The organism is Hoskinsella mucinilytica, assembly GCF_045223415.1.
Classification (GTDB): Bacteria; Bacillota_I; Bacilli_A; order Erysipelotrichales; family Erysipelotrichaceae; genus Hoskinsella; species Hoskinsella mucinilytica.
Map to the genome: position 1 here is coordinate 1 of NZ_JBEQZJ010000022.1, position 15,640 is coordinate 15,640.

Annotated in this window: 15 protein-coding genes; 1 reads left to right on the forward strand and 14 read right to left on the reverse strand. The window is 33.4% G+C overall.

Annotated features, from left to right (window positions below; genetic code table 11):
- Positions 1–41: 41 nt before the first annotated feature.
- From UGRO018_RS09250 to UGRO018_RS09265, 4 genes are read right to left on the reverse strand one after another with little or no spacing between them, the layout of a single operon-like run.
- Complete coding sequence (locus UGRO018_RS09250) at positions 42–1,487, reverse strand: glycoside hydrolase family 1 protein (protein ID WP_416326202.1); 1,446 nt, start codon at positions 1,485–1,487, stop codon at positions 42–44.
- Complete coding sequence (locus UGRO018_RS09255) at positions 1,471–1,806, reverse strand: PTS lactose/cellobiose transporter subunit IIA (protein WP_416326203.1); 336 nt, start codon at positions 1,804–1,806, stop codon at positions 1,471–1,473. Before UGRO018_RS09255 ends, UGRO018_RS09250 begins: the two co-directional genes overlap by 17 nt.
- 16 nt (positions 1,807–1,822) lie before the next feature.
- Complete coding sequence (locus UGRO018_RS09260) at positions 1,823–3,139, reverse strand: PTS sugar transporter subunit IIC (RefSeq protein ID WP_416326204.1); 1,317 nt, start codon at positions 3,137–3,139, stop codon at positions 1,823–1,825.
- 31 nt (positions 3,140–3,170) lie between these two features.
- Positions 3,171–3,485 carry a PTS sugar transporter subunit IIB gene (locus tag UGRO018_RS09265; RefSeq protein ID WP_416326205.1) on the reverse strand — a complete coding sequence of 105 codons (315 nt, stop codon included), beginning with the start codon at positions 3,483–3,485 and terminating at the stop codon, positions 3,171–3,173.
- A gap of 181 nt (positions 3,486–3,666) precedes the next feature.
- Between UGRO018_RS09265 and UGRO018_RS09270 the strand changes: the two genes are divergently transcribed.
- Positions 3,667–5,559, forward strand: coding sequence for a BglG family transcription antiterminator (locus UGRO018_RS09270; RefSeq protein WP_416326206.1), 1,893 nt, complete (start codon positions 3,667–3,669; stop codon positions 5,557–5,559).
- 39 nt (positions 5,560–5,598) lie between these two features.
- Here UGRO018_RS09270 and UGRO018_RS09275 read toward each other — a convergent pair whose 3' ends face one another.
- From UGRO018_RS09275 to UGRO018_RS09320, 10 genes are all read right to left on the reverse strand, one after another.
- Positions 5,599–6,840 (reverse strand): S8 family serine peptidase, encoded by a 1,242-nt coding sequence (locus UGRO018_RS09275; RefSeq protein WP_416326207.1) that lies wholly within the window; start codon positions 6,838–6,840, stop codon positions 5,599–5,601.
- Between the two features lie 198 nt (positions 6,841–7,038).
- On the reverse strand, positions 7,039–7,857 hold the full coding sequence (locus UGRO018_RS09280; RefSeq protein WP_416326208.1) for a Cof-type HAD-IIB family hydrolase: 819 nt from the start codon (positions 7,855–7,857) through the stop codon (positions 7,039–7,041).
- A 126-nt stretch (positions 7,858–7,983) separates the two neighbouring features.
- Positions 7,984–8,736 (reverse strand): EFR1 family ferrodoxin, encoded by a 753-nt coding sequence (locus tag UGRO018_RS09285; RefSeq protein WP_416326209.1) that lies wholly within the window; start codon positions 8,734–8,736, stop codon positions 7,984–7,986.
- On the reverse strand, positions 8,733–9,107 hold the full coding sequence (locus UGRO018_RS09290) for an ArsR/SmtB family transcription factor (protein WP_416326210.1): 375 nt from the start codon (positions 9,105–9,107) through the stop codon (positions 8,733–8,735). Before UGRO018_RS09290 ends, UGRO018_RS09285 begins: the two co-directional genes overlap by 4 nt.
- Positions 9,108–9,118: 11 nt before the next feature.
- Complete coding sequence (locus tag UGRO018_RS09295; RefSeq protein ID WP_416326211.1) at positions 9,119–9,886, reverse strand: nitroreductase family protein; 768 nt, start codon at positions 9,884–9,886, stop codon at positions 9,119–9,121.
- A gap of 131 nt (positions 9,887–10,017) precedes the next feature.
- Positions 10,018–11,802: an oleate hydratase gene (locus UGRO018_RS09300; RefSeq protein ID WP_416326212.1), complete on the reverse strand. Its 1,785-nt coding sequence runs from the start codon at positions 11,800–11,802 to the stop codon at positions 10,018–10,020.
- 150 nt (positions 11,803–11,952) lie between these two features.
- A complete protein-coding gene (locus tag UGRO018_RS09305; RefSeq protein WP_416326213.1) occupies positions 11,953–12,699 on the reverse strand; it encodes a hypothetical protein in 747 nt (248 codons plus the stop codon).
- Positions 12,686–13,324: an ATP-binding cassette domain-containing protein gene (locus UGRO018_RS09310; protein ID WP_416326214.1), complete on the reverse strand. Its 639-nt coding sequence runs from the start codon at positions 13,322–13,324 to the stop codon at positions 12,686–12,688. The genes UGRO018_RS09305 and UGRO018_RS09310 overlap by 14 nt, the downstream gene beginning before the upstream one ends.
- 12 nt (positions 13,325–13,336) lie before the next feature.
- On the reverse strand, positions 13,337–14,596 hold the full coding sequence (locus UGRO018_RS09315; RefSeq protein ID WP_416326215.1) for a hypothetical protein: 1,260 nt from the start codon (positions 14,594–14,596) through the stop codon (positions 13,337–13,339).
- Positions 14,589–15,407 (reverse strand): hypothetical protein, encoded by an 819-nt coding sequence (locus UGRO018_RS09320; protein ID WP_416326216.1) that lies wholly within the window; start codon positions 15,405–15,407, stop codon positions 14,589–14,591. The genes UGRO018_RS09315 and UGRO018_RS09320 overlap by 8 nt, the downstream gene beginning before the upstream one ends.
- Positions 15,408–15,640: the final 233 nt, after the last annotated feature.

Sequence of the window (15,640 nt, forward strand, 5' to 3'; positions counted from 1 at the left end):
AAAAAAAGCATATCTCATTTCAGAAATATGCTCTATCACCTTTATTCTAAGTTTTTTCCATTGGTCGCAATAACATTTTTATACCAATAAAAGGAATCTTTTCTATAACGTTTGCATTCTTTTACATCATCATCACTACGATCTACGTAGATAAATCCATATCGTTTGGCAATACCATTGCTTGTGGATAATAGATCAAATGCAGACCATGGATTATAAGAAATCATTTGTACTCCGTTTTCAATCGCTGCCTTCATAGCCTTAATATGCTCTCGAATATATGCGATACGATAAGGATCATGAATACTACCATCCTTTTCCAATACATCATAAGCACCAAAGCCATTTTCACAAATCATCATCGGTTTATGATATCGATCGTTGATATCCTCTAACACATATTGTAATCCCATAGGATCGATTGGCATAGAGAAATCAGTTGCACCGATAAATTCATTTTCACAGCCTTCAAATAAATCCGGCTGAATTTCATAGGTAACATGTCCTCCCTTTCCAATCTTATTGTTTTGTTTAGAACGTCTTGCGGCACCCGGAGTAGCTGCCTTCACACAAGCACTCTGATAATAATTGATACCAAGGAAATCAAAGCACTTTGCGCCTTGTTTCATGATTTCCATATCACCCTCTTGAATCTCAAACTCTAATCCTTGGCGTTTTAAATAAGCCATGATAGAGTCGGTATAAATACCTTTGAAATATGCATCCATATAGAAATAATTTTTAAAGGCATTGGCATTTTTAGCGGCTAAAACATCCTTTGGATCACAAGTATGTGGATAATAAGGAGCCATATCCAACGCTGCCCCACATTGACCATCTTTTACGATTTCATGTACCGCAATCGCAGCTTTGGCATGTGCTAGATTCATATAATGATTGGCTTGATAACGGAATTTCGGATTGAATTTATCCTCCATGGAAATCTTATTTTTGCGATCGATATAGTTTACTACAATACTTTGTTCATTGATGGTTAACCAATAGCGTACCTTATCTTTATATTCATTCAAAATAAAACGTGCATAATATTCAAAATCATCTATGATCTGACGATTTGCCCAACCGCCATATCGTTCAACCAACGCCATAGGTAGATCATAATGCCACATCGTGACGATTGGTTCAATGTTATGTGCTTTTAATTCATCAATGAGATTATGATAAAATGCAACACCTTTTGGATTTGGCTCTCCTACACCATCCGGCAATACTCTTGACCAGTTGATAGAAAAGCGATAAGAAGTAAATCCCATTTCTGCCATCAAGGCAACATCTTCTTTATAGTGATGATAATGATCACTTGTCACACTTGCATCTGCATAGCCATACTCGTCATGTATTTCACGATTGATGACGTCTTGTTGATTATCCTTCTTTCCATCCTCTGATGCAGCACCTTCACATTGATATGCGCTTGTTGCTGCGCCCCATAAAAACCCTTCCGGGAAACTAGTTACATATTCCATTTATTTTTTCCTCCAATCTTCGATTCATTTTCATCATCTGTTCCATGACACTTACCTCAGAAGCGATTGTCATCAAGGTATCTTGTGCATGAATAAACAATAAACATATTTCAATTTTATTGCCCCGAGCCTCATCTTGTATGACTTTTGTTTGCGCCAAATGCGCCTTTTTCACATACTCTTTTGCGGATAACAACAGCTCTTGTGCTTTTTCCTTATCTCCATCCAGTTCTGCCATCATTGCTTTCGTCGCAAGATTTCTCGCTTCTCCTGCATGTAAGATGATATCCATCGCTACATTAATTACTTTTTCGTCCATGTGGTTTTGATCCCCCTTATGAAAGTACAACTGGTTCTGTTTTGTAACCTACTTCTTTTTGTTCCTTTTTTGCTTCCATACGAAGTCTTTTTTCTTCTTCTTGTGCTTCTTCTTCTAGCGTGACCTTTTCAAACGTTTTAAAGAATGGATAATAAATCAAAATATCCAATGCCAATACTACAGCCCACCATAATACACCCATCATATCTCCTGTAAACATCACAGTTGAAATAGGTGCAGGAATGGTCGCAACCATCGCAAGCTCAATGGTAGGAATTGCCAATAAACCAAGCTTCATAACGATCCATACAATGGTCGCATTTACAAAGGTACAAATATACATCGGTAACATCAATACTGGATTAAACACCATAGGTGCTCCATATAAAACCGGTTCATTGATATTGAATATAGATGGTCCGATACATACTTTCCCTAACGTTTTTAAACGTTTGCTTTTTGAAGTCAGTAACAATAAATTAAATGCAAGCGTACATCCCATACCACCTAACACACATAATGCAATCCCATTACAAACCTCTGAAGTTGTTAGATTTGTCGCAACACCACCTGCCGCAACAATCGCAACATTAGCAGCCTGCGCAGGAATAAAGATTGCATTTCTCGGTCCTGACCATGTCCATCCGGAAATACCTAAAGAATAGAAGAAAACTGGTATGAAAATGACTAGTAAGAAGCCAGGATATGTTTGCGCAATCGCTTGTACCGGTTCAAAGATCAATAAAACGATAGGATATAAATCAACATCAAAATCGATGATCAAAATTTTCATCGTCAATATCGTAAGAAAGATCGGAATAATATTTTTGATCCATTCCTGTACAAACTCAGGAATCGTTTTATTATTCTTAAACAGCTTTAGTTTCGCAACCATATGAAACACAAATGCAACATATAATCCAACACAAATAGAAACAACGATACCGGTTGGCCCAAATCGATTCCATGTAACAGAATAAACACCATCCACTACGGTTCCTTTCATTGTTAGGATATACGCACAAATCCCTGTTAAACCACCTACAACTTGATACCCACGATGCTTTAAAGAACCCATCAATTGATATACCATCATAAAAGATACTAACAACGCCAATAGATTGAAGGTATACATTGTTACACTACTCAAGTCAGGTAAGAAATTCGGAAAGTACGGCTGAATGACATTATAGAAGAAAATGACACAGCCGGTTAAGATAAATGGAAGACATTTGACGATACCTGCGGAAAACCCGGATACCCAAGGTCGGTTCGTAAACCTTTGTACTGCTGGCGTCAATGAATTTTGAAGCCAGTTCATAAATTTTTTCATAAATTTTCACTCCTCTTATTTTTTCATTATGTTATTTACCCAATTGTTTTAATGCAAACTCTACAAGCCCTTCCCCATCAAGAGCGCCATAGATACTTTGTGGTATGACTGCGACAGGAATGTCATATGGCTCAGCGATTTCTTCAAATTCATCAAGATGACATTCATAATGAGGACCTAATAGTAACAGCTCATATTCTTCAATCACATCTTCAACAACGCTTTGACTTTTCGCATCAATGTTCATATCTGCTGCCTTCTGGTCTGCTGCCTTTTGTGCCCGTTGTGCTAGAAAACCAGAACTCATCCCTGCGCCACAGCATAATAAGATATTATATTTTGGCATATCGTCTGCCTCCTTTCCGATTACAGCTACATTATGCCGGAGAAATTATGATAAAAATAGTTCTGTGATTTCATAGTACCACGAATTTCCAAGTCTTTTTTTCATTAGACTGTGTTAGTATAATAGAGATGAAAAAACATAAGAATTATGTAGTTTATATTATAATAGGAGGTCACTAGGAATGGTAACAAAAAGAGATATCATTAAGTATCTAAACAATACCAATGGAGAACTTATCACATCAAAACAGATTGCATCCCATTTCAGTGTCACTCAAAGAACCATTCAAAATTATCTCAAGGAGATCAAAGAAGAATTTCAAGATTGTTTGGAAACAGGACAAAAAGGGATCAAAGTGGTAAAACAAATGGAAATAAAGGAAGATCACACGATTCCTTTGACTTTTGAAGAAAGAAAATCTTATATACTAAGAAAGCTTTTGGTTTCCCAACAGGCGATTGCCATAGAACAACTAGCTCAGGATTTATGTATATCTGAAATCACATTACAAAATGAAATCAAAAAAATCCGTAGAACACTTGAAACGTATGGTCTTTCTATGAAAACAAAAAATGATCATATCTTTATTGTTGGCTCCATTAAGGATAAAAAAGCACTTATGATCAAACTAATTTATGGCGAAGCAGAAAATTCCTTGGTCAGTTTATCTACCTTAAACGATATCTTTCAAAATTATGACGCAGAAAAAATCAGAGATATCCTTCTACAAAAGCTGAATGCTGTCCATTTCTTTATGGATGAATATTCATTGATCAATTTGTTATTACATATTTTAATTGCTATGGATCAATCACAATCCCTACAAACCCTTCATCATGAAGATATGAGTCAAGAATTCATTGATCTAAACCATCATTTTGTGTCTATCATCGATGGTGTATGCGAAAGTTTAGAAGCCTTATACCATGTCAAATTTACTTCCAGCAATCGCTATCAATTTACATTATTGTTAATGACTCGAGCCATCAGAAATAAAGAAATCGAAGGTATCGATCGTACAAAACTTTCTGTCAGTGATGAAATATTATCACTTGTACATTACATTATTGATGAAATCTATCGTATCTATGATATTGATTTAAACACGAATGAATTTATCATTGCTTTTTCCCTTCATATTAAAAATATGCTCATTCGTTTAAAAGAACAAATTTCTCTTCATAACCCTTTACTGTTCAATATCAAATCCACTTCCCCTTTTATCTATGACATTGCTGTACATATTTCCAATATCATTCACAAAATGCAACATGTAGAAGTGTATGATGATGAAATAGCCTATATCGCATTACACATCGGTGCCAGAATAGAGGAAATCAATAGCACCAGAGATAAATTAAAAGCGGTTCTTGTATGTCCACAATATTATTCCTATGCCAATCAACAGTTCAAAAAAATAGAAACCTACTTCCATGATGATATGTTGTTATCCTCAATCGTGACAAATCCTGTAGATTTCAATACATCAAAATGCGATATCATATTATCTACGATTCCTTTGTCTTGTACCCATAATACAGTCTTTATCTCTAATTTCTTCAACGAAACAGATAAAGAGCGTATCACTACTATGATCAAACACATTAAGCGATCAAAAGCAAAGGATAAAACCATTGATTTATTGAAAAAGCTCATTGATAAACGATTGTTTACGATAGATGCGAACTTTTCCGATAAAGAAGATGCTATTCGCTCCATGGCCGATCGCCTAATCGCAAAAGGCTTTGTCGGTGAAGAATTTATAGAAAAGGTATTTGATCGTGAAAATATATCTTCTACCAACTTTGGAATGCTCGCAGTTCCGCATCCCATTGATTATTATGCGAAAAAGACTGTAATAGAAATTGCTATTTTAAAACGCCCTGTTTCTTGGGGTACCTCCTCAGTAAAAATTATTTTTATGTTTTGTATCAATCAGCGTGACTTCTCAAGCTTTTCCGATGTATTCTCCTTTCTTGCAGGAACCTGTAGTGATGATTCTAACTTAGAATGCCTTGTTGCCTCTAAATCCTATGAAGCGTTTATGAAAAACATCATCGATCTATATCAATGATGTTTTTTGATATGTTACTAAAATCGTATCAAAGTTATATCAATCAGCTTCTTTCAATGCCTCGATCATACCGGAAGGATTGATTATTTTGGACAATGTATACTCTTTACCATCAAATTGAACCGTTGATTGATATCCTGTATCCATTGCAAGATTTAAAAATTCCTTTCCACTTAATTCAGGATCTGCCTGTAAACATAAAGCATACATTCCTGTAAGCCAAGGATATATCCTTCCTGAACCACCATTCGCTGAGAAAACATAATCATGGTCTGATAAATATCCGGCATAAGTCACATGATTAGTTGGTATATTTAAGATCTTTTCACCTGATTGATCAAAAGGATGCATACGCATTCCTGTAGCGAACGTATAACTACGATAATCATCCAGATCTTTGCTCATATCTCTATCTAAATCATATAATGTGATACCATAGTCTTTTTCTAAATATGGTGTAATTACAAAGACGCCCTTTTCTTTTGCTTGTTGTATGGTTTCAATGATTTCTTGATAGTTTTCTGAATCTTCTGTAACCTGATAACCAATAGAAATAACCTTGATTTTATCATTTTCATCTAAAACTTCATTATACTCTAATACTCTTTTTATTCCATCGATAAAAAAGGAATCATCTAAATAAACTTTTCCATCTTTCATCTTCATAGTGGAAACGGAAATATAATATACTTTCGCATCTGGTGCTATACCATTGTCTTTCCCAACAGCTATACTAGTCATTCCAACTCCATTCATAGAAGCGATGCCACTATGACTATCGATTAATTCATAAAGTTTCATATTATCTTTGATAGACTCATGAGTCAAAAGTAATGGTTGATCGATGATCGCAATCGTTACACCTTTCCCTGTAATACCTTGTTCATGAAGCTTTTTTATACCTAATCCTGGATTCTTGCCCTTTTCCATAAGATCGATTGGATCAAATCCTTCTGGCAATTCTTTAGGAAAAACTGTATTGGAATCAAACATGGAATCAAATACATCGTTGTTGTTTGATAAATCAAATGAACTTATATCTTTATTCGTTAGATCCCATGAACTCCATGGCTTATCTTTTTTTGAGAATTTAGGAAGCTCTTTACATACTTCAATCGGCATTTCAGGACTCTTGGTTTCCTCTACCAACGCTCCTGTTTTGATTTTATCATTTTCTACCAACTTCGTTATGAGTCCTTCATCACCATTTTGCTTATTAGATACACATCCTACCAAACTAAAACAAACGGCTAATAATAAAAACTTTTTTATTCTTTTCATGACCCATCCTCCTCTCATGGTATCATTATAAAATCATTCTATGATTATATGATTTATATTTTACTTTGTTATAGATTTATCTATTTATAGTATGTAGCGTAAATCATGAAATGTCAACATAACCTATCACTTTTATATCATAATCTAATATAGAGATAAGAAAAGCACCGTTTTCATCAAAGAAACAGTGCCTATCGTTTATAATAAATATGTTGTTATAAATGTCGCAATTCCATCATGATCATTGTCATCCGTAATATAATCCGCAACACTTTTTGTTAATTCACTACCATTTTCCATTACCACACCAATTCCGGCATTTTGTGTCATATCATGGTCATTATCGGCATCTCCAAAGGTACATAAGTTTTCCATAGACCAACCATGCAATTCCATGATTTCTGTTAATCCTAATGTTTTAGAAACTCTGGGATCCATATATTCATATAACACGCTCGCAGTAATCAATCCCGCAGATTTATAATGTTCATTATGGAATGTTTTACTACGCTCTAATACAGTATCCATATAATCAGGTTCAAATACCAGCATCACCTTAGGTTTCGGTTCTTCAAGAAACTCGTCAAAATCAACGATACGATATGGAATACCATCTGCTTTCGATAACATCTTAATCAATGCATCTTCTTTCGGCGCAAATAACAATCCTTGATATGGTATCGCAAAGTTTACCTCAAGATCCTCATAATGTTTTATGATATCTTTGATAAATCTTCCTTCTAATGGATAATTGGAACGATCCACTTGAAGCGTTCCATCATAAACTTCTGATCCACCGCTTCCCACAATGGCATCTACCAATCCTTCGATTCCCCATTCCTTGAGTTGATCCTTAACACTTGGTACATCTCTACCTGTACATAAACCAAATAAAATTCCTTTTTCTCTTAATTTTTTTATCGCTTCCACTGTATTATGTGAAACAACACCTTGATTGGTTAATAACGTACCATCTACATCGCACATAACTGCTTTGATTTCTTTACCATCCAACACGTAAAACATCCTCCTTTTTCTTGCAGGGTAATCGTAACCTATTTCAAAAGAAGATACAATCATTCTATCATTCAAACCGATGAAACTTTCGTACAATCATACAAAAGAAAACCATCTTGGTTTGTATTACTCGTTTTTGGGACATGTATACCGGTTTAAGCCAACCGTATGCTTACCATATTCAATAGCTTCAACCGGGCAGCGACAGATACAAGCCATACAATGTGTACAATCCTTTCCCCATATTGGTTTACCATCCGCTAGTTTTATGTTGTGTAATGGACAAACACTTTCACATTGACCACAGCTCACACAATTCTCTTTTACATAAAACTTATCTGCCTTAACCAATAAAGCGTAAAATAAAGGATTGATCACCCGGCTTTGTATTTTGCTTTTGAGACTGATCGGTTGCATCGGTATGCTACTACCATGATCGATCCACTCCGCAACTTTGGCTAGTTTTCTATCTGCCACTTCTATCATTTTTAGTGCTTCTTTTTTATCTGGTGCTGAATAAAGCGCAATATAATTTTCAGGCATCATGATCTCTGCACAACCTTGGTAATCATATCCTAGATCAGTACATAAGCGCTGCAAGCTTGCTTGGGCATTTCCGATGGCACCACCGCATGTCATCACAAAATAAACTTTCTGATTTCCACTTAATGTAGTTTTACGTAACCATTGTTCAACAATGCGTGGTATCCGCCATGCATACGTTGGTACAACGATTACCCATGGCCTTTGAGAAGTTAGTTCTTGTGTATCTTGAGTGCGTATCTTGTGAAATAGATTGAAACAGTCATCATTTATTTTGTGAGCTATTTGATGTGCTGCATGCTCACTATTACCGGTTCCTGAAAAATATAAAATCATCTTTTATCATCCTTTCTCTTGTTATCACCAATGTGTAGAACACCCTCATAAATCAGTGTCATTAAATTTAAAAGACTTTTCCACTGCGTTTCATTCGCATTGATATAATAAAAATTCATCGTTCCTTCTTTACGCATATTGACGATACCGGCTTCTTTTAGGATCTGTAAATGATGTGAAACCGAAGGTCTTGTTAAATGTGTTTTTTTCGCAATTTCACCAACTCGTATCCCATTTAAATCACTTTCCAAAAGCACTAGTATAATCAATTGACGCACTTCATCACCGATTGCAGTAAATGCTTTTCGATGGTTTTTAAATCCTTCGGTAATCATGAAAAGACGAGTAGAACAATCTATTTTATCTTGCATAACATAGCCTCCTAGTAAACTTTTACTTTCAGTGGTTCACGTCTGGGTGAACGTCGATAGGTAACTTTAGGATAACCCAATACTAAAGTTACAGCAACCTGTTTCCTTTTTAAACCTAGCATTTTTCTTAACTTATGGGACATTTTTAAAACCATTGTGAAATAACCACTGAATAAAACACCCAGACCATTTGCTTCCGCTACAAATTCCATATTCTGTGCCGCAAGATGTGCATTGATTGCATCATTCGCCGAGATGATGATGACCTTTCGTGCTTGGAAAAAGAAGAAGTCATCAGTAATTTCATTGCGCCTTGCCAAAGCACTAAAACAATTGATCATTGGTTTTATTCTGCGCAATAAACGAACAGCTATTGCTTCTATTTCTTGTATTTTTTGATCTAACACAACAAAAGATACATCTTGTGCATTCTTGCTTGTATGCGTTAATCTTCCGGCTTCAAGTATTTGATTCATGACAGATGCAGGAATGTCTTGGTTTTTGAATTGACGAATCGTTCTTCTGAAACGAATGACCTCTACTATCTGATGAGGATCAAGAACAGGTAGTGTTGATTGATGTATTGGCTCACTTTCATAACCACTGATCATGATTGCTGATTTAGGACAAACAGCCTCACAATGTCCGCAGAAGATGCAATCCTGAGAAATCATTTGTGCTTTGCCATTCGTTAGTTTTATATTGTGTGTTGGACAATCTTTGATGCATTGGGAACAACCGACACAATTTTGATGGATCATAATCTTATGTTTGTTCATCGTAATCCTTCTTTCGTTAACTTACATAAACCATTATATCATTTACTGCTGATTATGTTTGATTCGTAAAGAAAGTCGTTACCATTCATAGAAAGAAGTGTAAAACAAAAGACCGCTTAGCGGTCTTTGATCTATATTAAATGATAAGTTTCTAACAATTCTTCAATGACGGTTCCCTGAATCTTCTTCATACCTTTTTTCTCTATCCATTTTATGAGCCATGGTACTTCGATTTCAGATAATTTCTTACCATCCATCATTTTATACGTACTATCTAATAAAACTCGAACATCATAACAAGAATTAAATACTTCAGGTACACCTCGATCAACATCAAGTAACGTATAAACAGCTTCCATAGCGGTTCTTACAGAATATTCTGTAGTAAATACCGTATCTCTTAACGTATCCGCAAACTGACCGATAAAGGCAAAGTTCACACATCCATCAGGTACTACCTTTGGTCGATCTCCTTTGGTTCTTGGCATAAAGAAGGCAGTAATATAAGGCATCATACAAGGAATGCAACGTGCAGAGTTTACTGCCATATCATGAATTTCTTCTTCTGGAACACCTACATGATAAAGCCATTCTTCTGTAATCTCGATCCCTGTACATTCCTTCATTGGTTTTTTTACATAATTCCCTGGTACATCACCAAATAAACCATAGAACCATACGACCAATTGATCTTTTGGCTGATCTTTAAAATGAGGTTGACGATTGATTGTCCAGCTTAATAACCAATTAGAATCCTTTGCCGTTACGATACCACCTGTGGTTACTTTTCCCGCAAATGGATCACGTTTACATATCTTCTGTAAATATGGTGGAATCCTATCATCTAAGGTCGTTATGGTCGCAGATTCCCAATACGTTTTATCTGTATCTGTACAGAATTTATCTGGGTGACCAAAGCAAGCATCCTGTGCAGCAATGTTTCTCCATAATTTCCAACATCCACCTTCGTCACGATTAAATTCAGGAACTTGATCTTGATCACCAAGACTTGAATTTTCAGTACAGCTTCCATTGGTCACAAATACCAAATCATCTTCAATCAAATCAATGGTTTCTTCTTTCCCATTATGGATACAAATAATTTGTTTTGCGACTTTTTTCTCTTTTGTAATATCAAAGATTACATTTGTGACCTTAGTATCATATTGGAAATGTACATGATGATCCTCTAAATATTTGATCATAGGAAGAATCAAAGATTCATATTGATTATATTTGGTGAACTTCAAAGCAGAAAAATCCGGAAGTCCTCCAATATGATGAATAAAACGTTGAATATAAAGTTTCATTTCTAATGCACTGTGCCATTGTTCAAATGCAAACATAGTTCTCCAGTACAGCCAGAAATTACTTTTGAAAAACTCTTCGGTAAATACATCATCGATTGTTTTATCATATAAATCTTCATCTTTTGTGAAGAATAAATGCATAATTTCCATTGCTGCCTTATCACTTAGCGCAAATTTTCCATCAGTATGTGCATCTTCTCCTCGATTGACGGTTGCCCTCATCAAGGAATAATTAGGATCGGCTTTATTCAACCAATAATATTCATCTAAGACAGATACGCCTTCTGTTTCAATGGAAGGAATAGAACGGAAAAGATCCCATAAGCATTCAAAGTGATTTTCCATTTCTCTTCCACCACGAATGATAAAACCTTTGGTTGGGTCCTTGATACCATCACAAGCTCCACCGGCAATCTTCATTTCTTCTAGAATATGAATATGTTCTCCTTTCATCTGTCCATCACGAATAAGAAAACATGCAGCGGATAAACTCGCAAGACCAGATCCTACCAAATACGCTGATTTACGATCAACACCTTCAGGCTTTAAAGGTCTAGCAAAAGCTTCATAATTACCATTACTATAATACATATCAATTACCTCCATTTATTTGACACCTATAGGATAATGCGAATTTCATCACTTCACCATAGACATCCAAAAGAGCCTGTCAAAACTTTAGACACGAGGCTCTATCTGTATAAATTGATAGTTTATATGATAAGCATTAGTTCATGCGAAATTTGGAAGTTTAGATCATTTTGATATAGATTTTCTTATTTCTTCTCTTTTATCTTTTAGCTCTATTAATCGATCTAATCCTTTTGATATATTATTGTTTTGAAGCTCCTCATAATCTGATGACTTCAGATTGTCTAGTATACTGTTTTTTTCAATTTCATTGATCTTAAAATCTATCATATCATTTGATATCATATTTTCTGTAGTTATTTGATTCCCATTTAATGTGAAATAATCATCTTCCTCAAGATTATATTTACCATAAAGTGAAGAAACAAAATTGTATTTTTGATTTTTCTCCTCTTTCAAAAACACCATATATACTTGATCTTTTCTAATTGGTAAATAAACCCCATAAAGATTCACTGTTTCTTTATTCTTATAACCAAATGGCTCATATATATAAATATCATGATCTAATAATTCTTTATCTCCTTTTATAATTTTCGTAACCTTTACTTTACTGCAAATCGTATTTTTCTCTTGTACTCTGTCCTGTAAAGTAATATAGGCAATAAGATTACTTTTATGATAAAGCTTTTCATATGTGTCCAATGAAGAATCATAAACTTTGTTCACGGTTACCGTACCCTCATCATTCCCCTCAAAAGCTGCATCATTGATATTCATTTCAATGTTTTTAACATCTTTTAAATTCGCCTCTTTTATTATCGGTAAATTCTTTCCTAGATTAAAACTGTATAAAAATACACCTATCACGAGAAGAAGAAAGATACATATCAATTTTTTAATTGTCTTCATGTGCAGTTACCGTACCATTATTGAACTTAAAAGTTTCATCACACAGCTCTTCGATATCCATCTTATTATGTGAGGTTATGATAATTATTTTCCCTTTCTCTTTTTCTTTTTTCAAAATATCATAGATCAGTTTTACACCGTCTTCATCTAAACCACTTGTTATTTCATCAAGAATAAGGATATCATTTTCTTCCATAATAGCTTGAGCAATACCCAAACGTTGTCGCATACCAAGGGAATATTTTCCAACTTTTTTATTATCTTGAGTCAAAAGGCCCACCTTTTTAATAGCATTCATAATGTCTTCCTTTTGAATTTCATTTCTTATCTTAGACAGCATTTCTAAATTTTCATATCCTGTAAGTTCATTAAAAAATTCTGGTTTTTCTAAAACAATGCCTATTTTAGGCATACTTTTCAATGTTAAAAGAGGCTTTTCATTTAGCATAACTACACCCTCTGTAGGCTTTACCAGATTACTGATAATTCTTAATAACATCGTTTTTCCACACCCGTTATATCCTACAAATCCATATATATTTCCTGATTTCATTTCAACATTAACATTTTGAAAAATTAATTGACCTTTTATTGTCTTACCTACATTTTCTAATTTGATTTCCATAAATACTCCTCCTTAATAATAGTCTAAATATTTTAATGCATAACTATTTCCAACAACCAATATTCCCGCAAATAGGGCAAGACATGCTATCATCCGAACATCATATAATCTCATTAATACAATGGATTCTCCAACGCCTGTAGTTATAGAAATAACAATCAATAATATAAATGCAATCAAACTATAGCTAAATAATTTATCCTCTTTTAAAACTTGATAAATTAAGAATAGCAATAATGCAATATCAGAAGTCCATAGGATACCAACAGTTAAATAAGTATATATAGGTAATTCTTGGCTATTGAAATACATATCGACACCATATTTTATTATCAAAACAAGTGCAATATATAGAACCCCTTTTTTTAATATACTCAAAAACCAACTAGTTCGATTTCTTATTCTTATTGCATAAAACAGAAAATGAGATCGATAATTGGTTAACATGATGTAAGACATAATCCCAACAAGTAATGCAATTTGCATTAACCACATAATTAAAGGACTGATAATATCATTGATTGACATAAAATATATATCAGGAAAACCAAAAGAACATTTTACATTATAGTTTCGATATATCATATTTTGAAAGATGAATATCATCATCGAAAGGATAAAAACTAAGTTGATTTTATTCAAATTCTCTATTGTTATTTTATATTTATAGATAAAGTAAACGAGAGCATCAAACACAAAAGTAAATATCATAACTAGTATCAAAGTCTTATCTCCTGAAAAGACATTATCAGGAGAATAAAATTGAGGAACATTTCTAAAAAGTGTATATAGAAAAATACCCCATGTTGCCAAAAGACAATATATAGTATTCTTCTTTCTAAAGCTCATAGAAAGAAAAACATTGATATATATAAGTGGTACAAACACTAAGATGCTAAAAACAAACAATATTACTGTATATATAAAGAAACGAACATCTGATTCAAAACCAAAAATAATGATATTCAGATAAAAAAGTGTAACCACGATAACAATTGGTTTTAAGCAATCTTTCAAATAACTTTCTCTCCATGCTTTTTCATCTTGATATCGTATTCTAGTGAAAATATTTTGATAATAACAATTAATTCTATAAAGCAAATAACACATGAACCCTGGAAGAATTATAAATTGTATACTTTCAAAAAAATAGCAAACAACATTGACTCCTCCAACTCCGATTATGAGTCTAGATATAACTACTAAAAGCATAATTGAGAAAAACACGATATTCTTACTTTTTGAAGAATTGATAAATTTATCCTTATTCAAATTGATCTCTCCTTTTATATAAATAATAAAATGTAATATTTATTATGACATATATAATGAGCCAAATAATATAGATATGACTCTTTACACTTACTATAGTATCCGGTTGTATAATATTCTGTATAAAATAATAGCAATAAGGAACCGGCATATATCCAAACATTAAGATCAAGATCAAAGATACAAAAAACAGCGCTATATAAGTAAGCACTTTCTGTTTTACTAATAAACTAATTGAAAAAGAGGTTATTGCACATAATCCACTGAAAATCGAAATCATAAAAATAAAAACTATGATAAAAAGATATGGATTTTGAATATAAAATTCATAAAATGAATAATTTTGTAAAAGAGCTTCCACTTGGTTATCAACAAAAAATGAATTTAATATTGATATCGCATTGTCATTAAAATCTAATGCTAATATCTCAGAAAAAAAAGCAATCAACAATGGTATGCATAACAATAGAAAGCCTGATAAAAAGCTAACGATATATTTAGATAGAAAATAGTACTTCTTTTTAATTCTTGTAAATAGAACATCCGACATATCTGTTTCAGTCATCCATGTATCCGCAAATGGAAATACTGCAATTAAAGGAATAGCATAAAAAAGAGCCAGCAAAAATGAATGCTTTGAATAATCTGTAATCATAATAAAAAAATGTTGATAGGATTTCCCACTGCTGTATGCTGCAGTAATATCTTTCAAAGACATATACGATAATAAACCTGTCAATATAATTAGTAATATTAAAAATGACTTTCTATGTAGCAATATATATAAGTCTTTTCTTAATGCATTTTTCATTATTTCCCTCTTTTCTTGTTTGTTTTTTTAAGATAATCTTATGGTGTATAAGATTATCAATCTTGCCCCTTATTAACTATAGTGCGTATCCTTATAACTATATTATAATGTATTTTTTTTAAAAATCAATAATTTGAATATTTGATTTTGATAATTCTTATATATTTTTTTGACACATACTGCTCACAATAAGACACTCATCGGTATATTTATAGTTTCCTACTGTATGATAG